Origin of the sequence: Allorhodopirellula heiligendammensis (assembly GCF_007860105.1) — a bacterium.
Lineage (GTDB): Bacteria > Planctomycetota > Planctomycetia > Pirellulales > Pirellulaceae > Rhodopirellula > Rhodopirellula heiligendammensis.
The window spans coordinates 217,438-237,394 of record NZ_SJPU01000004.1 but is presented as its reverse complement, the minus strand read 5'-3'; the positions used below and the strand labels follow the sequence as shown (position 1 = coordinate 237,394).

Here is a 19,957-nt window from a genome sequence, read left to right as displayed (position 1 = left end):
TCGGCAACGCGTACGATGGAAATGGTCGTGAGGGTTTTGCGGCCTTGCTGTTTCTCTTTGCGGAGTCGGTACGATGCCTCGTCAAGCTCGTGGTGAAGTTCTCGATCCATCCGAAGTGCAGGTGGTGCATTGCATTCAGCGGTGCGTGCGCCGTGCGTTTCTTTGCGGCGATGATCCGTTGACGGGGACCTCGTACGAACATCGGCGTGGCTGGATTCGTGATCGCCTGGAGTTCCTGGCTTCGGTCTTTGCGATCGATTGCTTGACTTTTTCGGTGATGCACAACCACATTCATCTGGTCCTACGCAGTCGGGCGGATGTGGCGGCAGCTTGGTCGGACGATGAAGTGGCCCGGCGTTGGCTGCGACTATTCCCCCGGCGGCGAAACGAGGACGGTTCGCCTGCGGAGCCCACGAAGCCGGAGCTGGACATGATCCTCAACCAACCCGAAGTGTTGTCGGAACGTCGCACTCGACTGTCCGATATCAGCTGGTGGATGCGGTGCACCGCTGAGAATATTGCGCGGAGGAGCAATGCTGAAGACGAGGTTCGCGGGCACTTTTGGGAAGGTAGATACCGAGCGCAAATTTTGCTCGATGAATCCAGTTTGCTGGTGTGCGCGGCGTACGTTGATCTGAATCCGATTCGTGCTGCGCTGGCGGAAACTCCGGAGACCAGTGATTACACCGGAGCGAAGGCTCGGATTGACGATTTGAGCGAGCGGCAGGATCGGCGTCGGCCTAGCACCCATGATTGGGAGCGGAGTCGGGCTCGGCGTCGCAGTGGTTGGATGAGCCCAGTCGAGATTGACGAACAGTCCGACAAGGTTGGTCCTGCGATGGAGTCCTCTGGACGCCGGGCCAGCAGCAAGGGGTTTCTTCCGGTGTCGATGGAGCGGTATCTGGAACTTCTCGATTGGACGGGGCGCCAGTTGCGTGCTGATAAGATCGGCAGCATTCCAGCCCATCTGACCCCGATCTTGCAGCGAATTGGCTTGGACACGCATGGCTGGTGCGATGTGGTGCGGAAATTCGGTCGGATCTTCAAACGAGCGGCAGGCACACCGGAGAGCCTTGCGGGCGAAGCATGCCGTCGCGGGCAGGGATGGCTGTGCGCCAGCGGGAATCCGCTGGGCCTCTCAGCGGTCTGAAGCCGTCGCGGAATGCTGCCGCGAAGACAGGTTCAGGTTATCCGCTGCGCGGTCAGTTGCTGCATTGCGGCAATTGCACCATTTGCCTGCGTGCGGGGAACCGGTTTGCCTTTGATCCGGCGGTTCCTCGCCTCTCAGCGCTACAAATTTCAGCTGAAAGAACGCTCGAAGGAATCTAGAGTAGGGTGGCCCCTTTCGCTATGGACGCTGGCAAGCTGCGGAAATGGTTGCGGCAAGATGCTGAAATGTCCGCTGGTACCTACAACTGGCACGCGGCACTCTGGACGGCGTTTGGTTGGTGGTTGTATGGCAAGCGACTCGACGGCAAGCAATCGTCGATGACAGGCGAGCGCCGGATTGCATCGAATCCATTTGACGGTTTCGGATTGAAGGACGTCAAGCAGGACCGCCGCCGCGAAGCCCGAGCCATCACCTACGAGGAGCTGAGCCGGTTGTTTGACGTGGCCCGCCGCCGTCCCCTGGACGAAGCCCGGACGATCCGCACGGGACCACGGAAGGGCGAGCGAGGTGCCAACGTGCGGCCGCGTCGATGGGCGAACCTGCTGCGGTTGGGGCATGAACGCGCCTTGATCTACAAAACGGCTCTGCTGACGGGTCTGCGGGCTCGCGAGCTACGCACGCTGCGGGTTCGTGACGTGTCGTTTGGAGACGTACCGTTCATTCGATTGCAGGGCGCCAATGAGAAGAACCGCAAAGGCAGTAGCGTCCCGCTCAAGAGCGATTTGGTGTGTGATCTTGCCGCGTGGATTGAAGGCAAGAGCGTTGATGATCTTGTGTTCAACGTGCCGACGGGCCTGCTGCGGATCCTGAACCGGGATCTGGTAGCCGCCGGGATCGATAAGATAGACGACCTAGGCCGCCGGGTTCATATCCACGCACTGCGGCACTCGACAGGCACGCACTTGTCGTCCGCTGGCGTTGCCCCTCGTACGGCGCAAGCCGTGATGCGTCACAGCGACATTGCGTTGACAATGAACACGTACACCGACGAGGGGCTGCTTGACAAAGCCGGGGCGGTCGAACTACTGCCGACGATCACGCTTGCCCCGCCGGTTGAAGATCCATCACGTGGTGCCATCGAGCCCAGCAACCAAGAGTTCGTTCCCCCTCCTGTTCCCCCGAAATCTGGGAGAGAGTGTCAAAACATGGCAGATTTGGCGGAATTGGCAAACTGCCAGGACTCGCGCCAAGATAGCGAAATAGCCCGCAAAACGCAGGGTTTTACGGGCTATTCGGTAGTGGAGCTGAAGAGATTTGAACTCTCGACCTCTGCATTGCGAACGCAGCGCTCTCCCAGCTGAGCTACAACCCCAATTGACTAGCGGGATATTCTAATAGGTGCTAGACGGGTGGTCCAGCGGGTTGATTATGCGTGATTTTACCACGGGGGCGGGTCATGGCACTACTCAAATCGCGTCGCTGCCGCGCTCACCAGTGCGGATGCGAATGCAGTCGTCGATGGGGAGTACAAAAATCTTACCGTCGCCGAGTTCACCTTGTTCGCTACTGCGCCCGCCGGCCAGGATCGCATCGATTGTTGGCTGCACGAATTCTTCGTTAACTCCTATCTGCAGCTGTACTTTTCGTAGCAAATTGACGCCGTAGTCGCGGCCGCGCATGCCACCGGTCTGGCCTCGCTGACGACCAAACCCCTGACAATCTACCACAGTCAAGCGATGGACTTCGACTCGGGTCAGGGCCTCTTTGACGGCGTCAAGCCGCGAGGGCTGAATAATGGCAATGATGAGCTTCATCGTTCGTCAGAAAACCTGTTGCGTACGTCCCGCCTCTGGATAGGAATTTCACAGCATAGCGGATACCAAGAGTTTCGCGTAGACGCCGTCGGGACGCGACGTACAACGGATTGGCTCGGTTTCTTAGTACGCCAAATTGGGAGCCAGCCAACGCTCGACGGTTTCAATCGGCCAGCCTTTCCGCTTCGCATAGGATTCGATTTGATCCTTGGTCATCCGTTCGACCGTGAAGTAGCGAGCTTCGGGGTGACCGAAGTACAGGCCACTCACGGCAGCGCCGGGAGTCATGGCATAGCTGCTGGTGAGTTCGATTCCGGTCTGCTTTTCAGCGTCGAGTAAATCGAAGAGGGTCCGCTTTTCAGTGTGATCCGGGCAGGCTGGATAACCTGCAGCAGGTCGGATACCGCGGTAGCTCTCACCGATCAATTCTTCTTTGGATAGTCCTTCTGAGTTGCCGAATCCCCAGTCACCACGAGCCCGTTCGTGGAGCATTTCGGCGAGTCCTTCGGCGAGCCGGTCTGCGATCGCTTGCACCATGATGGCTTTGTAGTCATCGAGCTCCTCCTTGTACTTCATCGCAAGTTCCATGGCACCGATGCCGGTGGTGACGGCAAAGCCACCGATATAGTCTTCGCGACCGCTGTCAAGCGGCGCGATGTAATCGGCCAGAGAACGATAATCAGCTTGGCCCTTGCGCTCCCATTGCTGGCGTAAGAAGTGCAACCGTGAGAGTTCCTCGCTCCGGGACTCATCGGTGTACAGGATCACGTCCTCGCCATCGCTCGCTGCAGGCCAGAAACCGTACACCGCGTTGGCGGTCAGCAATTTGCCTGCGATGACTTCGTCGAGCAAGCTATTGGCATCTTGAAACAGCTCTTTGGCTTGCTCGCCCACGACTTTGTCCTGAAGAATCTTGGGATACTTTCCCTTCAATTCCCAAGTACTGAAGAAGGGCGACCAATCGATATAGGGTCGAATCTCTGCAAGCGGAATGTCCTTGAGCACGCGTGTGCCAGTGAAGGATGGCTTGTCAATTTGGACGTTCGCCCAATCGGTTTGGAAGTGCTTTTCAAGTGCTTCGGCGTAGGGCACAAGGGTCTGCTTGCGACCCTGGAAACTGGCCACGAGTTTCTTTTGTGTTTCGACGTTATCAGCAATGAATTCGTCACGGTGTTCCTTGCTGAGCAACCGTTCGACCACGTTCACGCTGCGACTCGCGTCGAGCACGTGGATTACGGGGCCGTCGTATCCGGGAGCGATCTTGACGGCGGTGTGCTTAGCACTTGTGGTGGCACCGCCGACCAAGAGCGGCATCGTAAACCCGCTTCGTTTCATCTCCCGAGCGACATGTGTCATCTCGTCGAGCGATGGTGTGATCAGGCCGCTTAAACCGATCATGTCCACGTTCTGCTTGATGGCCTCCTCCAGGATCTTTTCGGAGGATACCATCACGCCCAGATCGATGACCTCGTAGTTATTGCACTGCAAGACGACGCCAACGATATTCTTACCGATATCGTGGACGTCACCCTTGACGGTTGCGATGAGGAACTTGCCCCGCGCGGCTTCGTCTTGGGTTCCGGCCAACCGTTTCTCTTCGTCCATGTAGGGCTCGAGGTAGGCAACCGCCTTCTTCATCACGCGCGCCGACTTGACGACTTGGGGGAGGAACATCTTGCCCTGTCCAAACAGATCGCCGACGACTTTCATGCCGTCCATCAGGGGACCTTCGATCACTTGGATGCAGCGATCGAAATGCTGGCGAGCTTCCTCAGTGTCCTCGGTGATGTACTTGTCGATGCCTTTAACGAGCGCGTGTTTCATCCGCTCGGCAACCGGCTCACTTCGCCATGCGAGATCCTCGCCAGATTTCTTTTTGCCACCGCTCTTCACAGTTTCGGCGAATTCGAGCATTCGCTCGGTGGCGTCACTACGCCGATTCAGCAGTACGTCTTCGACCCGCTCCAGCAGATCTTTGGGGACCTGTTCGTAAACCTCCAGCTGGCCCGCATTGACGATTCCCATGTCCAAGCCAGCGGCAATCGCGTGGTAGAGGAACGCGCTGTGAATGGCTTCGCGGACGGGGTCGTTGCCGCGGAAACTGAAGCTAATGTTACTGACACCACCACTGGTTTTGGCCCCGGGGCATTCGACCTTGATCCGCCGGACAGCATTGATGAAATCGACTGCGTAATTGTTGTGCTCTTCCATCCCGGTGGCGATGGTAAGAATGTTCGGATCAAAAATAATGTCTTCGGTCGGGAAGTCGAGTTCCTTGGTAAGCAGATCGTAGGCGCGTTTGCAAATTCGCACCTTGTTATCTTCGTCAGCGGCTTGTCCCTCTTCGTCGAAGGCCATCACGACTGCGGCCGCGCCGTACTGCCGAACTAAGCGTGCACGCCGCAGGAATTCGGCTTCGCCATCCTTCAGCGAAATCGAGTTCACGATCGCCTTGCCCTGAACGTTCCGCAATCCTGCTTCGAGGACTTCCCACTTGCTACTGTCGATCATCACAGGCACAGCTGCCGCGACGTGATCGCCCGCGATCAATCGCAGGAAACGCGTCATCGCCTCGACGCCGTCGAGCATGCCTTCGTCGAAATTGACGTCGATGATCGTCGCACCGTTTTCCACTTGCTCGCGCGCGATTTCAACGGCCTCTTCGTACTTTTCGTCGCGGATCAGACGAGCAAACTTCTTGCTGCCCATCACGTTGGTACGTTCGCCGACCATTGTGAAGGGGATCTCCGGTCGCATCGCCATCGGCATTTGGCCCGACAGACGCGTATAGACGGGGCCGACGGAATCCTGCTTCGGTTTCCGCCCCTTGATGCGTTCGGCCATGGCGCGAATGTGGTCGGGCGTCGTTCCACAGCATCCCCCGAGGATGTTCACCCAGCCGTTATCAGCGTACTCGCCGACCTTGTCCGCCATCGCCTTGGGGCCGAGGTCGAACTCGCCCATCTCGTTCGGTAGGCCGGCGTTCGGGTGGCAGGAGACAGGGATTTCGGCGACGTGGGACAATTCTTCGATGTGCGCTCGCATCACATCGGGACCGAGGGCACAGTTCATACCCACCGACAACAGGGGGAAGTGATTGATCGCGGTCCAAAATGCTTCGACAGTCTGAGCACTGACGAATGTCCGACCGCCGTCGCCGAAGGTACCGCTGGCCATGACCGGCACACGGCGGCCGCCGGCTTGGTAGAAATCAGAAATTGCGAATAAGCAGGCCTTCAGGTTCAGCGTATCGATCGCCGTTTCGGGCAAGAGAATGTCCACGCCCGCGGCAACCAGTGAGTCAACTTGGGCGCGGTAGCTGTCAACCATCTGTTCGAACGTCGCCCCTCGGTGGGCGGGGTCGTCTTCCGTGCTGATCGCCAGCTGTTTCGTCGTTGGACCGATGGAACCAGCCACAAAACGTGGTTTGTCGGGGGTGCGCTCGGTCCACTCATCGGCAGCAATTCGAGCGCAGCGGACCGCCGCGTGATTGATCTCGTCGACCAGTTCCAAAGGTAGGTCGAATTCAACCATACCAACCGGAGAGGCGCCAAACGAGTTGGTCTCGACAATGTCACTGCCCGCTTCAAAGTAAGCGCGGTGGATATCCGTGATTTTGTCTGGATGCGTCAGGCAGAGGATATCAGAGAAATTCTTGAGGTCCTTGTGGTGGTCAGCGAATCGGTCACCCCTCACATCCGCTTCACTCAGCCCGAAACGCTGGATCATCGTCCCCATGGCGCCATCGAGCAGCAAAATGCGCTCGCGGATGAGGTGATGCAGTTGAGAGTCAGACGCTTCGTATGGCATGTCGGTCGAGTTTGAAATGACTGGGAGAGAACGGATGGCGGTTTGGCCGCCAACATAAAGGGGAATTCTTACCGAATCGCGCGATCTTGACAGCGAATCGACTAAAACCTAGAAACATGCGCCCCTATATAGCTGTTTTGCAGATATTCGTTAACCCGCGTCGTTTCAAGACGAAGGAAATTGGTCGATGAGTGAAGAAGAACCTAAGAAGTCCAAGATTGAGCTGCTCAAGGAAGAGAGCATCGGGCTGCGTGGTTCGATCGTGGCCGAGCTCGCCGACCCAACGACCGACCAAGTCGCCGATGGAACCACGAAGCTATTGAAGTTTCATGGTACCTACCAGCAGGACGACCGGGACCTGCGTAAGTCGCGACGGAAGGAAGGTCTCGGAAAAGCCTACTCGTTCATGGTTCGCAACCGGATTCCCGGCGGCAAGATCACCGCTGCGCAAATGCTCGGTGAACTCGACATTGCCGACGAACTTGGCAACGGCACCATGCGGATCACCACCCGCCAGAGCATCCAGCTCCACGGCGTTGTCAAGAATAACTTGTGGGGCGTGATTCATCGCATCAATGAGATCAAGCTCTCGACTAAGTCGGCCTGTGGCGATGTGACGCGGAACATCTGCTGCTGCCCGGCACCGCTGCGCCACAACGGTCTTCGCGACCAGCTTCAGAAACTGGCTGATGAGATCGCGATTCATGTCCAGCCCACCACTGAGGCTTACCACGAAATATGGGTCAAAGACCCAGAGACTGGTGAAAAGGAACAGGTTGTCGGACCGCCAGTCGAGGCGGAACCCGATCCCATCTACGGAAAGGCGTACCTGCCGCGAAAGTTTAAGATCGCATTGGCGTTGTGCGATGACAATTGCATCGACATTTACGACAACGATCTCGGGCTGCTCGGAGTAACCGAGGGCGACGAGCTGATTGGTTTCAATATTCTGGCCGGTGGCGGTATGGGCACCACGCCCAGTAAGAAAAATTGCTTTCCGGCGCTCGCCAAGCGTCTAACTTTCGTGAAGACGGAGCACTTACTCCCGATCATCACCGCAATTATTCTCGTTCAGCGTGACTTCGGTAATCGCGAAGATCGTAGCCAGGCGAGAATGAAGTACCTGATTAACAATCTCGGCATTCCCGCATTCCGTCAGAAAGTCGAAGAATACCTGTCACAGGCGGAGGCAATCTGCGGTGTCGCTGATGGCAGCGTGCCGCGTCCATTGCCCGAACCGCATGCCGCCGACGTGAGTGGACACAACGACCACATGGGTTGGCACGAGCAAGGGGACGGAAAGTGGTTTCTGGGACTGCCGATCGAGAACGGACGCGTTAAAGATGAAGGCAAACTGCAACTGAAGTCTTGTTTTCGGGTGCTCTTCAACGGGCACGTTAGCAACGCCCGTCTGACAATGCAGCAGAACATCATCCTCTGCGATATCGAGCCGGAAAAACGGGGCGAGATCGAACAGATTTTGGCAGATCACGGCGTCGTCAGGATTGAGCAGATCAGCAACGCCCGCCGATTCTCATTCGCGTGCCCGGCGCTGCCCACCTGTGGGCTGGCGGTTACTGAGAGCGAGCGCGCCCTACCCGGCGTGATTGATGAAGTCGAAGCGGAATTGAGTGAGTTGGGGCTTGCCGAGGAGCAATTCACAATTCGCATGACGGGATGCCCCAATGGCTGTGCCCGTCCCTACAACGCCGACATCGGCTTGGTCGGTCGTAGCGTGGACGGAAAGTCTGGTGAAGGCCGCTACACCGTGTTTCTCGGCGGTAATTTGCTGGGTAATCAAATGGCAGAAATTTACAAAGATCAAGTGCCACGTAGTGAAATCGTGGCTACCCTGCGACCTGTTTTCATCCATTTTAAAGAGAATCACCAGCCAGGTGAGTGCTTTGGCGATTTCTGCCATCGCATTGGCGTCGGTGCACTGGGCGAAATGGCCGAAACTGCGGTCGAGTGAGTCTCAGGCTCGGTAATTCGCCCGACACAGAGTGAACGGGCAAAGCGATTTATGCAGATGAGTCGATGCCGCTCTCTGATGGTGGTAGCGACTCAAGCGGTTCAGTCGCGTGAGGGAGAATCGTAGTGATTTGTGCTGAGCTTCTCAATCTAAATAAGCGGGCAGCTCGGCACGCATGGCCTCGCGTTCGGATTCCATGTGAGGTGCGTCGCCACAGAGCATGATGGCGTGTAGGCGAACGGCGGCCGCTTCGCGAGGTTCGAGCCGGTCCGCGATCTTGCTCCAACGACTGGCGAGATTGGCACGCGCCTCCTCAAGTGTGACCCCCTCGGGGTTGTGAAGCGTGCCGGATTGAATCAGTTTCCATTCGGCCTTAGCTGCTGCCGCGATGGCAGGATTGCTGGCCTGGCCGAGCCATGCCAGGCCCTCATCCCAGCGACGCTGTTGCAAGCAGTAGATGCTGGCCATGAGGCCGGATGGAGGCTTGGCAGCAGCCAGACGTTCCCATTCGTTTGAATTTGGCAGCGTATCGATCGCGCGCCAGAGCGAATCGGTTTCTGAAATGGCCTCTTGATCGCTAGAAATCTTTACGAGCTGCTCCACATCGACGCGAAACGCTGCTAATAGATTGCTGCGATCGTGTGGCGAGAGTCGGTTGCTGATCAGAATTCGGTCTAATAGCACATTGGCCTGGCGCAGCATTTGATCTAGGTCGCTCGTCCGCACAACTCGTTTTCGAGCCGCTCGCCATGAATCGAGTAACAACTCGGTTTCATCCTCATCAAGGTTAGCCGTGTTCTCGAGTTCCTGTGCACTGGCACCAACGACGCGTACTGACGTTGAGAACTCCGTTGCTCGAAGTTGGGCGACAATCGTCGCCAGCGGGTGAATCAACCAAGAAGCTTGTCCAATCAATCGCTGTGCGGCCATGTTTTCGGCGGAACCGGACCGTGAGATATCTGCGATGAGAGCCCAGGAATCGATCAATTCGTCAGCGGTGACCGCCGTGAAGCGACGACCGGCCGCATCTGTTTCAGACCACAGATCTAAAGTCGCTGTCGTAATTGCCGCACTACTGGGCGGCGGTAGGGGGGCATCTCGGATGACGTCGGGTGCCTCCGCTGGAGGCGGAGCCGGGTTGCTCGATCCATTCGACGAAGGCGGGATATTCGCAGGCTGAGGATTGATGGAAGGCGGCGTATCATCCGGCAGTTGGGGTACGGGGCGCGTGGGGATATCCGGGGCGGGCAATCCGATGTCAGGCATTTCGGTAGCCCGCGCAAGTGCTGCCATCAATTCGGCGGTGGTCAGTTCGTGGGGCTCGGCCTGATCGCGCGTGGGTGTGTGCATCGCGGTGTCTGGAACGGCAGGCAAGGGAGCCGGCGGGCGTGTCGGTATCGTCTCCGGTGCCGTCAACTCTGAATTGGATGTGGGTAAGGCCACTTCCGGCGGAGGCGATGCAACTGCAGGTGGCGGTGCGGGTTGCGCCAGCGGTAAGGGCGAGGTGAGTGCCTCCTGAATCAGCGGTTGAGACTTCCTCGCCGATAGTTTCTGGGTGGACTGTGTCACGGCCAGATCCTCTGCCGATTGCGGCAGCGACATCCGATAGCCGATGGTTGCAGCAATTAATAGAATTGATGCAGCTGCGAGGGAGACAATTAAACGAGGTCCCTGAAACCAACGTGTCCATCGCGTCGAACGGGAGCGGAATTGTAACTCAGCGAGCACCTCGATGGCTTCGGTTCGATAATTAGCATGTATCTTCGGAAGGCGCCGTTGATCAGAAGCCTGTTGTTTGACAGGGTGGCGAAACGGCCGTCGAGCGGTTGGGGGAGCTACGCCAGGCGGATCCGTCGCGGGCTGCGGAATCATGTGACCGAACAGACGGAGACCATGCTGCTGATCGTCTTGACTCGATGGTTGCAACGAGGGGGGCGTCCCATCGATGCATGAAGCAGATTGCAGCACGATCGGAAGCATCCGACCCACACGAACCTGTTGGAAATAGCTGCCGCGGAATCGCGGATCGATCAACCGGTAGGTCGATAGCACGATTCGGGTGAGTTGCTGTTCATTGGATTCGGAGGGTTCCACCAGCTGACTTGACGCGATCGCATCGGCGCTGCGATGGGCGGCGCTGCGTATGATTGGCAAACGCCATTCGAGATTGCGGACACCAATGGTGGCGAAGTCGCCCTCGTTGGCGCCGAGCGTACCAGACTGCTCCCGCTGGGGCGGAGAATCGATCGAATCGTCTTGGAGGGAGTCGCCACCGAGATCCAACTCGAATTCGCGAATGAGTTCATCGACGGAAACTCCGCTAGCGGCCACGTCCTGCTGCGTATCAATCCGATTGCCGTCACCTTCGCTGCCAGCGGCATTGTCTCCATCACCACGGCGATCGCTATCTGGCAGCGCACGGTTGTACGGCGGAACGCGATTGAGCGGATCCATCGGTGATGTGCTATTGGTGGAAACGGGTTCAGAAATAGTAGTCAATCCATTGTGTCCCATTGTACGCTCCCCACACGGGCGGGGGTCGCAATTTTTAGTTGCCTGCTCCATCGGCCGAAAATTTCTGAGCTGAGGGCGCTCTCGCCCGCACGTATGATGGCGGCTCGATAGCCTATTTCCAGACGTGATTCCAGCGTGGACCGGTCCAATCGCTTCGTCGGCGAGATTCCGCCCCGCAGGATGCTCACAGCGGCAACCCGCAAAGAATCCACTCATTCCAGCAGATCCCGCAAATTCCGATCAAGTCGCCTAACCGTCAAAGTCGATACTTCGGTGGCAGGACGGTCTGGCGTCGGGTCGCCGTGCCTTGTTACACACACCTGCGTCGACTCGTTTCTAGCCGAAAGATTGAACTGCCGTGATACCGCCTTGCACTCGATTGAAGAAACACAGCTTTGTTCGCGAACTGGAGATGGACCGTGTGTCTGGATTGGGGAAGGCGAAATCGGTCTCGATCCCGTTAGCGCAAATCACTCGTTTGCTGATTGACGCCAGCGACTCAAATCGAGCTTGGTTGCGGGATTTCGCTGATGATTGTGTGAAAATTGATGCAGATTTGTACGAAGTCTTGTTGGCCTACCAGTCGCTACGTGGAACGTCCAGTTAGCGAGGTGGACGGCGGAAAGTTTCGCCGCCACGGTTCTTAGTTTACTCAGCCCTCTCATAGGAAAAGCGTCATGCGTTCGATCGCAGTTATCAACCAAAAAGGCGGTGTTGGGAAAACGACCAGCAGCGTGAATCTGGCCGCCGCTCTGGCTCGGGCTGGCCGCCGTGTGTGCGTGATGGATCTTGATCCGCAAGCTCACGCATCCTTGCACTTAGGCATCACCGCCATTGATGGTGAAGCGACCATGTACGAAGTGCTATGCGGGGAAGCCTCACTGAGCGATGCACGCCAGCAGGTCGATGAGAACCTGTTCGTCGTGCCCTCCAACCTCGATCTCGCGGCTGCTGAGATGGAGCTGGCCTGCGAAGTCGGTCGAGAGATGATCTTGAGCGATAAGTTGGCCGACGACAATGAGGACTTTGACTACCTGATCCTTGATTGCCCTCCCAGCCTTGGCGTGCTGACGATCAACGCGTTAGTTGCAGTCTCGGAAGTCTTTCTGCCGCTGCAGCCGCACTTCCTCGCCCTGCATGGACTCAGCAAACTGCTGCGAACCATTGAAGTTGTTTCGCGACGCATGAATAGCCGACTGCGACTGTCCGGTGTTGTGCTATGCATGTACGACTCCAATACGCGTTTGGCAGCAGAGGTCAGTACGGACATCGACGAATTCTTTACCGCGTCGAAAGACTCTCGGGAGTTCTTCCGAAATGCCAAGTTCTTCGATACACGGATTCGTCGAAACATCCGGCTCGCGGAAGCTCCAAGTTTTGGCAAGTCAATCTTTGACTACTCCGGCGAAAGCAATGGCGCCATCGACTATCAGTCTCTGGCTGACGAAGTCATCGCTCAGGAGGCGAGTCGAGTGGGGACTATTGCCACGCCGATCGCTGCGTAGGATTGGGGGCAGCCCCGAGCACGAGCATAGGGTAAAATTGCGACAACTATCTCACTCGGGGAACGCTCATGTTGATTAATGGACCTTTTGCTCAGAATCGTGGCGTCTCGCGCCGCGATGCATTGTTGAGCGGGATCGCGACAGCCGCGGTAGCCGCGGGTAGCTCGGTGGCGAATGCAGCGGATGCGGACGGGAGCCCGCGAGCCAACACGCCCGATGATCGTTGCCAATCTCCGAAGCAATACTCGTTTCGTAAATCGATCAATCTGTGGGCGTTCCCGTATCCCGACCGGATGACACTCCGAGAGTGCATGCAGCTCGCCAAGCAAGCTGGCTTTGATGGCATCGAGCTCAACTACGATCTCGAGAATGATCTTTCGCCGAAAGCATCTAACAAACAGCTCGCTGCGATCCGGCACATGGCCGACGAGATCGGAATCGAGATCAGTGGCTTATGCAGCTTTCTGTTTTGGCCCTACCCGCTGTCAAGCAACGATTCCGCCAAGCGAGATCGCGGGGTTGAACTGGCGGGGATGATGGCTGAGGCCGCAAGCCAAATGGGAGTGGAGAATTTGCTTGTCGTGCCTGGTGCAGTTCACATCCCTTGGCGTGACGATCACGAGCCGGTGCCGAATGATGTCTGCCTCAAGCGAGCAAAACAGGCGGTTGGAAAATTGGTGCGCCAGGCAGAGACATTCGGGGTCTACTTAAACATGGAGAACATCTTCTTCAATGGTTTCCTGATGACTCCCATGGAGATGAACCAATTTGTCGATGGCTTTGGAAGCGAAGCCATCCAGGTTCATTTCGATACAGGGAATATTTCGATGTTCCAATTTGCCGAACACTGGGTTCCCATCCTAGGCGAGCGAATCCGGAACGTGCATTTTAAAGAGTTCACTAAAAAGGGCACCGACTACTCACTGGAGACATTTCGTCCGCTACTCGATGGCACGACGAACTGGCCTGCCGTGATGGAGGAACTCGACAAAACGAACTACCGTGGCTACGTGACGTTCGAGTACTTCCATCCGTACCCGCACTATCCAGAAGCGCTTGTCTACCAGACATCGGATTCGCTTGATCGAATGCTGGGACGCTGGTCGGCCTAGTTGCAAGTTGCGTTGTTCATGCAAGTTGCGTTGTTCATCCGACACGCTCGCAAGACAGTCTACCTCGCTCCTCACCTGCGCCTCGGGTTAGTAGCGATGCACTCGGGTTAGTAGCGATGCACTCGAGTTAGTAGCGATGCATTCGGGCAGCGAGAGCAACTAACTCAACAGGCGGCTCGACATTTAGATGCATCCAGTGGGCCGCTCGATGCCAATATCGGGTGAGGTTTTGAACCTGTTGTTCTGTGCCACGGCGACCGCATGGGAAACACGAGCGAGCGATCCAGTAGGGGAGCGGCCCACGAAAATTAAATCACGTCACTGTGATCGATTATCCTCAGTCGTCCGCTCGCTATCTTCGATCAGTCCGTACACGCGCAGGCTTTCGCACTTACCCTGGACTTCTTGACGAGGCAATGCGGTGAAATGATCGGACGCTGAGAGTGCATGGAGGGTCGCCTCAGTAACTAGCAAATCGTGCCCGACACGCTTAGTCAGTGCTTCCACCCGCGCCGCTACGTTCACTGCGTCGCCCATCGCAGTATATTCCTGGCGTTCGGGCGCGCCGATGCTGCCCACCATCGCGATGCCCGTGTTGATCCCCACTCCGATCTTCATTTCGGACCATCCAACGCGAGCGAAATCGCCCTTCATTGCCTCGATGCGAGTGAGAAGTTTACGCCCCGCATTGACGGCATCATCGGCATGTCGCTCACTGGCGGAAGGATTACCACCGATTCCAAAGATAGCCATGAAACCATCGCCTAGAAATTTGTTAATCATCCCTCCGTGTTGCTCGACAATCTTCACCGCCTCGCCGAACATTAAGTTCAATCCGGCGATTACATCGTCAACGGGTGCGTTTGCTGAATGAGCGGTAAAATTGCGGACATCCACGAACATCACCGTGATCATTTGCTTGGTGCCTCCGAGAGTTCCAGGCGTGTTAGTTACATCACGAGCATCCTGAGCCGCCAGGATCTGCTTGACGGCCTCGCGGCCGACGTGCCGGCCAAATGTTGCTTGCAAGCGTTCCCGCTCAGCGAGCCCGGCGATCATGGCATTGAACTGATCGATCAGCATTCCGAACTCGTCTGCTCGGAGAGTTTCGATTTTCGCGGTTAAGTCGCCCTTGGCAACTGCCAGGGCGGCACTCTGCAGTTCTAACACCGGTGACGCTACCAAACGACCTAGTAACCACGACGTCGCGATGCCAAAACTGACTGCGACAACGGCCACGACGACGGCAAATATGGGAGCTGTTTGAGTCGCGTCAGGTACTAAAATTAACAATACCAGTGACAGCACTGGACTGACGACAGCCGATGCCGACCACATCAATCCACGCTGAGAAATTGTCATCGGCGCAGTGCCTGAGACGTTTGCAGGGGTTCCTGTCTGGAAGAAAACCGGAAACAACGTTTGCTGAATAACCAGTTCGACCGCAAAGAAACTATGGGTGACCGCGATCAGCGAAGCAATCAGGAAGGAAGTCGTCAGATGAATTACTACGTTGATCGAGAGCGGCTCATTCAGACTGGCTAGCGCCAACGGGAAGACGGGAATGCAGCTCAACCAGCCCATCGATGCGACGGCCAAGAACCACCAGGGCAAATTCACTACCTTTCGTCGCGAAGCCTCCAGATCTTCATCGCTCACGTTCGTGCCGTTGATCAGGCTGTGATGGATGGGACGCAGCTGATAAATCGGGATCAAAAACAGCAGCACCGCCAACGGGTAGACGACGAGGTTGAACCATTGCCAACACGCTGAGAAACGCGCCATCTGGAGTTGAGATAGCAGCGGCTCGATTTGCCAGAAATTATACAAGATGTTAAAGACACTGCCGACCAAGTTGGCGACAATCGGCGAGAGGACAACGAGCAACAACCCATGGCGGTGAAAGAACGTCCAGTCGCGTTTCGCAGATAACGTCGTGGAAGGCGACGGATTGGCATCGAGACTCAGGTCAATGGTGTCAGTAGTCAAAACAATCTTCCGGTAAACGATCCGCTCCTACTTAGCACGAGGCTCACCCGATGTCGACGATGCTGTTCTGCGACATTTCCTCGTCAGTTTCCGCTTTTATCACACAGCGCCCGTAGTTCGGCGACAACTTCCGATGCGTCAGCCGACCCCGCCAGGTTGGTGCGTTCCTCTGGATCGGTATCCAAGTCAAAGAGCTGCTCAAAAACAGGGTTCGTGTTAGGATAGCGAATGTACTTCCATTTGGTTGTTCGGATACCTTCGGACTCCGCAATGGGAGCACGTGGTGGGTCTGTGTTGTAGGTATGTTCGCAATAAAAATGAGATCGCCAATTGTCGGCACTCCCGTCGATAACCGGCATCAAATCCTTGCCTTGCATTGCGTCAGGAGGCGTGATGCCCGCCAACGCCAGCATCGTGGGGGCGAGATCGATGCCGAGGGCAAGTTCGTCCCGTCGTCCAGAACGCAGCGGTTCCGGAATACGAGGATCGTAGACAATCAGGGGAACGCGAATGGAATCTTCATAGAGTAGCCACTTCCCAAACAAACCGTGATCGCCAAGCAAGTCACCGTGGTCTGACGTGAAGATAATGACGGTATTCTCGTCAAGCTTCAGTTGTTTGAGCGCAGCGAGTATTTCGCCCACCGCCTGATCTGCTCGTGTTACCGTGCGGTAGAACGTGCGTAAGTGTGACTGCAGACGTTCATTGGATGCGAGAAAGCCCCTGCTGTTGTCTCCATTCAACGACTCGCGAATGAACTTGGGTTGCGACTCGAAATCGTCAGCGGTAAACGTGGGGGAGCAGGGGAGTTCTGCGTTTTCGTAAATATTGGGTGTCAGGGGATCGAAATAATTGAATGGACCGTGTGGCTCTTTGAATGCGACGGTCAAGCAGAACGGCTGGTCCGGCGTGGACTGTTGTAGAAACTCAATCGCTTTGTCTGACATCACCTGGGTCAAATACTGGCCTTCCCCGTCTACGTCCTGCCGGTACGCGATGTTTTGCGGAAATCCGTACCAATCGTCGAACTTGTTGGCAGGAAGACAGAGTTCGCGTCGATGCAGGGCTGGGTTGCCGATAGCGTATTTGCCAAGATAGCCGGTGCGATATCCCGACTTCCGTAACATCGCGGGATACGTCTTGGCAAACGCGGCGGCGCTCAGCGGGGCCTTGAAATCTCGGATCCCATGGCGATTCATTTGTTGGCCGGTGAACAGACATGCGCGGCTGCTGCAGCAGATTGGCGTGGTCACGAACGCATTGTCGAAGTAGATGCCGCGTTGCGCAAGTGAATCCATGTGAGGCGTGTGGACGGCTGTGTTACCTGCGAAGCCCATGACGTTTTGCGGCTGGTCGTCGGTGAACATGAGCAGAATGTTCGGACGCTTGTCCTCCGCACGCGCGGACGGTGACAGCAACGCACTAGCCGCTACCAGGGTGACGATGCAATGCAACCAAAAGAGCCTCATGGTGTCCGACTTTCTCAGGGAACGTAGCGGGATCGAGGATGCCGCACCCCGATCGCTCAGGCCGGTAGTATAGCACCGCCCTGTCCCTATTGCTGAGGTGTTGCCGCGACCGACGCTCGAAAATACTCTCCGAGCGCGACTATCGAGGACGGAGGGAAGGCGTCTGCGTTGGCGACCACATGGCAGGGCAATGTTTCGTGGCGCGATGACGCTGCGACCGCGACGAGAGTGTCGTCGGCGCATAAAAAAACGGGGTGAGTCTCTCTTTTGGAGAAACTCAGCCCCGATTGAGCGTATCGACGTTTTCTCAACTCTGTGATCGGTTCCCCCCGCCCGAATTCCCCACCGGCTGCTCGTTATTCGTAAAGTTATCCGAACAGGCGCGGTGAGTGGAATTCGTTATGGGGAAGCGATATTCAGCGTGGAAAGCGTCCTCTTGAACTTCGCTTGATACTCAATCCATCAGGATGGATGATTAGCATCCGCAAGCCGGTGCTGCGTCGCAGCAAGGCTCAGCAACTTGGCAATCGCATCCGCAGTTGTGGTTGTGGAACAGTTTGTTCAACAGGCCCTTCAGGCACGATTGACGAGGAGCACAGCAAGGGGCTGGTTCGCAGCAGTCGTTTGCACAACCGCAATCCGAAGCCGATCCGCAAGTGTCGCAACCGTTGTCGCAGGAGCTAGCTGCATTGCAGCAAGGTTCTGGGCAGCAAACGGTGACGGGAACTTGACGGCAGACGACGCGAGGAACGCACTTGGTCACGGTGTAAGGCTCGCAAACTTTGCGGCACTTAGCAACGCGGATCGTTTCTTGGTAGCATTCTTTGCGGCAAACCGTGTGGCACACGGTCTTGGTGCGGCATTCGGGAACCATCTTGCAAACTTTGTACGTGCAAACCTTGGTGCGGCATTCTGGGACCATCTTGCACACAGTGTAGTTGCAAGTCTTTTGACGGTTTTCGCAAACCATCTTGCACACGGTGTAGTTGCAGGTCTTGGTGCGGCATTCTTGAACCATCTTGCAAGTTGTGTACTTGCAAACCTTTTGACGGTTTTCGCAAACCATCTTGCAAACTTTGTATTCGCAGGTCTTGGTGCGGCACTCTGGGACCATCTTGCAAACGGTATAGTTGCAGGTCTTTGTGCGGCATTCTGGGACCATCTTGCAAACTTTGTATTCGCAAACCTTGGTACGGCACTCAGGAACACGACGGCATACGGTGTAAGGAATTTCGCGGGTGCGGCATTCTTTCACGTACTTCGTGCAGGTGATTTCTCGTTCTTCACAGGTAGGAACCCAGACCTTCTTGCAGATTGTCTTGGGGCAGCCTTGAACACACTCGACGCGGCACTTGCCGGGGCAGTATACCGTACGGCAGGTGGTTGGGTCGTAGTGGCATGTGCCGGGCTCACGCACGGTACGACGAATCATTGGGCCAGGAACCGTTTCGGTAACTGTGTCCCAATGTCCACCCTTGACCTGAATGGTCTTGGTGTACTGGACTGGAACCGTAACGGTGTAGTTCTCTGTGCGAACTTTGTCTTCACGCACGGTGTTGTAGACCGTGTAGTTGATGTTCCGTGTACGAGTTTCGTAAACGGGTTTCATCACGGTGTAGTTGATCGTCTTTTGACGAGTCTCGTACACTGGCTTGTTGACGGTGTAGTTGATCGTCTTGGTGCGAGTCTCGTAGACGGGCTTTTGGACCGTGTAGTTGATCACACGCTCGTGTTGCTCGTAAACGGGCTTGCTAACAGTGTAGTTGATCGTCTTTTGACGAGTTTCATACACAGGTTTCTTAACGGTGTAGTTGATCACTCGTGAGCGAGTTTCGTACACAGGTTTGTTGACTGTGTAGTTGATCGTCTTTTCGCGAGTTTCGTACGTTGGCACCATGACGGTGTACTGCACTTCTTTTTGGACCGTTTCCGGCACCATCCGAGTGCGATTGACAACTTGGTCAACATAGTACGTTTCGTTCCGTGTACGATGGCGAGTCTCTTGGACTTGTTCCATCACAGTCTCGCGAACTGTCCGCATCACGGTGTACGATCCATTTCCAGCACCTTCGCTGGTGACCACACCAGGAGCGGCAACAGCAACGGAACCATCAACGACGACCGAGTCGTCGGAGACAACACCACCATCGGCAACGACAGAGCCGCCGCCACAGCTGCTGCAGCCTTGGTAACTGATCGTGCTACAATAAGCAGCATGAGCAGCATTGGCACCCGACACAACCGCGATCAACGCGAGTGCGGGTAGTAACCACAACCTTTTCATAACACTTTCCTCTCAAGTAACAACGTTTAAAAGCGTTGTAGGACTTAGCTTTCCACTGGCAGCCGGAACCCCCCGGCATCGCCCATCAACATCGCAATTCATTCCCACCAACCCAGTCCATGCGGAGCGAAAACGGTAGATACCGCGTTGCGTCCCCGATGTCTCTTGTCCGCGTGGTGCCCGTCGGCCACACTAAAGCCGGTCGGTCGCTTACAAGAGCGGGAGGGTCGAGTTGCAATCACTCGCCGCTAACACGTACACAAGGCGTGAGGGATAGCGAAAATGATTTCGATGCACAAACTACATCGTCTGCGGATGAATCATGGAACAAAGAAAGGTGTCCGACCAGGTAAAATATGGGGTCTAGGCTGTGCAAA

At 56.2% G+C, this 19,957-nt stretch carries 11 protein-coding genes, 1 tRNA gene and 1 pseudogene; 6 read left to right on the top strand and 7 right to left on the bottom strand.

Annotated elements, in window-relative coordinates; genetic code table 11:
- The first annotated feature begins 73 nt into the window (after positions 1-73).
- Both Poly21_RS24310 and Poly21_RS24305 read left to right on the top strand, forming a co-directional pair.
- Positions 74-1,150, top strand: a complete 1,077-nt coding sequence (locus Poly21_RS24310) for a transposase (RefSeq protein ID WP_146409663.1) — start codon at positions 74-76, stop codon at positions 1,148-1,150.
- Positions 1,151-1,350: 200 nt separating this feature from the next.
- A pseudogene (locus Poly21_RS24305) lies at positions 1,351-2,148 on the top strand (tyrosine-type recombinase/integrase); the annotation flags it as partial.
- A 262-nt stretch (positions 2,149-2,410) separates the two neighbouring features.
- On the opposite strand, the gene Poly21_RS24300 reads toward Poly21_RS24305, so the two are convergent.
- From Poly21_RS24300 to metH, 3 genes are all read right to left on the bottom strand, one after another.
- A tRNA-Ala gene (locus Poly21_RS24300) sits at positions 2,411-2,483 on the bottom strand.
- Positions 2,484-2,577: 94 nt separating this feature from the next.
- A complete protein-coding gene (locus Poly21_RS24295; protein ID WP_146409662.1) occupies positions 2,578-2,925 on the bottom strand; it encodes a P-II family nitrogen regulator in 348 nt (115 codons plus the stop codon).
- A gap of 123 nt (positions 2,926-3,048) precedes the next feature.
- Entirely contained in the window at positions 3,049-6,735 is a 3,687-nt protein-coding gene (gene metH / locus Poly21_RS24290; protein WP_146409661.1) for a methionine synthase, read from the bottom strand.
- 187 nt (positions 6,736-6,922) lie between these two features.
- Here metH and Poly21_RS24285 point away from each other — a divergent pair, with 187 nt between their 5' ends.
- Positions 6,923-8,707, top strand: coding sequence for an NADPH-dependent assimilatory sulfite reductase hemoprotein subunit (locus Poly21_RS24285; protein ID WP_146409660.1), 1,785 nt, complete (start codon positions 6,923-6,925; stop codon positions 8,705-8,707).
- Between the two features lie 144 nt (positions 8,708-8,851).
- On the opposite strand, the gene Poly21_RS24280 is transcribed toward Poly21_RS24285, so the two are convergent.
- On the bottom strand, positions 8,852-11,206 hold the full coding sequence (locus Poly21_RS24280; RefSeq protein ID WP_146409659.1) for a hypothetical protein: 2,355 nt from the start codon (positions 11,204-11,206) through the stop codon (positions 8,852-8,854).
- Positions 11,207-11,579: 373 nt separating this feature from the next.
- On the opposite strand from Poly21_RS24280, the gene Poly21_RS24275 reads away from it, so the two are divergent.
- The 3 genes from Poly21_RS24275 to Poly21_RS24265 all read left to right on the top strand — a co-directional run bounded on the left by Poly21_RS24275 (position 11,580) and on the right by Poly21_RS24265 (position 13,838).
- Positions 11,580-11,828 carry a hypothetical protein gene (locus Poly21_RS24275; protein ID WP_302120466.1) on the top strand — a complete coding sequence of 83 codons (249 nt, stop codon included), beginning with the start codon at positions 11,580-11,582 and terminating at the stop codon, positions 11,826-11,828.
- A gap of 70 nt (positions 11,829-11,898) precedes the next feature.
- A complete protein-coding gene (locus tag Poly21_RS24270) occupies positions 11,899-12,726 on the top strand; it encodes a ParA family protein (RefSeq protein WP_146409658.1) in 828 nt (275 codons plus the stop codon).
- A gap of 68 nt (positions 12,727-12,794) precedes the next feature.
- Positions 12,795-13,838 (top strand): sugar phosphate isomerase/epimerase family protein, encoded by a 1,044-nt coding sequence (locus Poly21_RS24265; protein WP_146409657.1) that lies wholly within the window; start codon positions 12,795-12,797, stop codon positions 13,836-13,838.
- Positions 13,839-14,156: 318 nt separating this feature from the next.
- Here the strand turns inward: Poly21_RS24265 and Poly21_RS24260 are convergent, their stop codons facing one another.
- The 3 genes from Poly21_RS24260 to Poly21_RS24250 all read right to left on the bottom strand — a co-directional run bounded on the left by Poly21_RS24260 (position 14,157) and on the right by Poly21_RS24250 (position 19,580).
- Complete coding sequence (locus tag Poly21_RS24260) at positions 14,157-15,827, bottom strand: adenylate/guanylate cyclase domain-containing protein (protein WP_146409656.1); 1,671 nt, start codon at positions 15,825-15,827, stop codon at positions 14,157-14,159.
- Between the two features lie 83 nt (positions 15,828-15,910).
- On the bottom strand, positions 15,911-17,296 hold the full coding sequence (locus Poly21_RS24255) for a sulfatase family protein (protein ID WP_302120464.1): 1,386 nt from the start codon (positions 17,294-17,296) through the stop codon (positions 15,911-15,913).
- 475 nt (positions 17,297-17,771) lie between these two features.
- Positions 17,772-19,580, bottom strand: coding sequence for a hypothetical protein (locus Poly21_RS24250; RefSeq protein ID WP_146409654.1), 1,809 nt, complete (start codon positions 19,578-19,580; stop codon positions 17,772-17,774).
- Positions 19,581-19,957 lie beyond the last annotated feature (377 nt).

Coding starts and splice junctions, on each gene's coding strand:
- Poly21_RS24310 (WP_146409663.1), top strand. CDS start 74: ATGCCTCGTCAAGCTCGTGGTGAAGTTCTCGATCCATCCGAAGTGCAG.
- Poly21_RS24295 (WP_146409662.1), bottom strand. CDS start 2,925: ATGAAGCTCATCATTGCCATTATTCAGCCCTCGCGGCTTGACGCCGTC.
- metH (WP_146409661.1), bottom strand. CDS start 6,735: ATGCCATACGAAGCGTCTGACTCTCAACTGCATCACCTCATCCGCGAG.
- Poly21_RS24285 (WP_146409660.1), top strand. CDS start 6,923: ATGAGTGAAGAAGAACCTAAGAAGTCCAAGATTGAGCTGCTCAAGGAA.
- Poly21_RS24270 (WP_146409658.1), top strand. CDS start 11,899: ATGCGTTCGATCGCAGTTATCAACCAAAAAGGCGGTGTTGGGAAAACG.
- Poly21_RS24265 (WP_146409657.1), top strand. CDS start 12,795: ATGTTGATTAATGGACCTTTTGCTCAGAATCGTGGCGTCTCGCGCCGC.
- Poly21_RS24255 (WP_302120464.1), bottom strand. CDS start 17,296: ATGAGGCTCTTTTGGTTGCATTGCATCGTCACCCTGGTAGCGGCTAGT.
- Poly21_RS24250 (WP_146409654.1), bottom strand. CDS start 19,580: ATGAAAAGGTTGTGGTTACTACCCGCACTCGCGTTGATCGCGGTTGTG.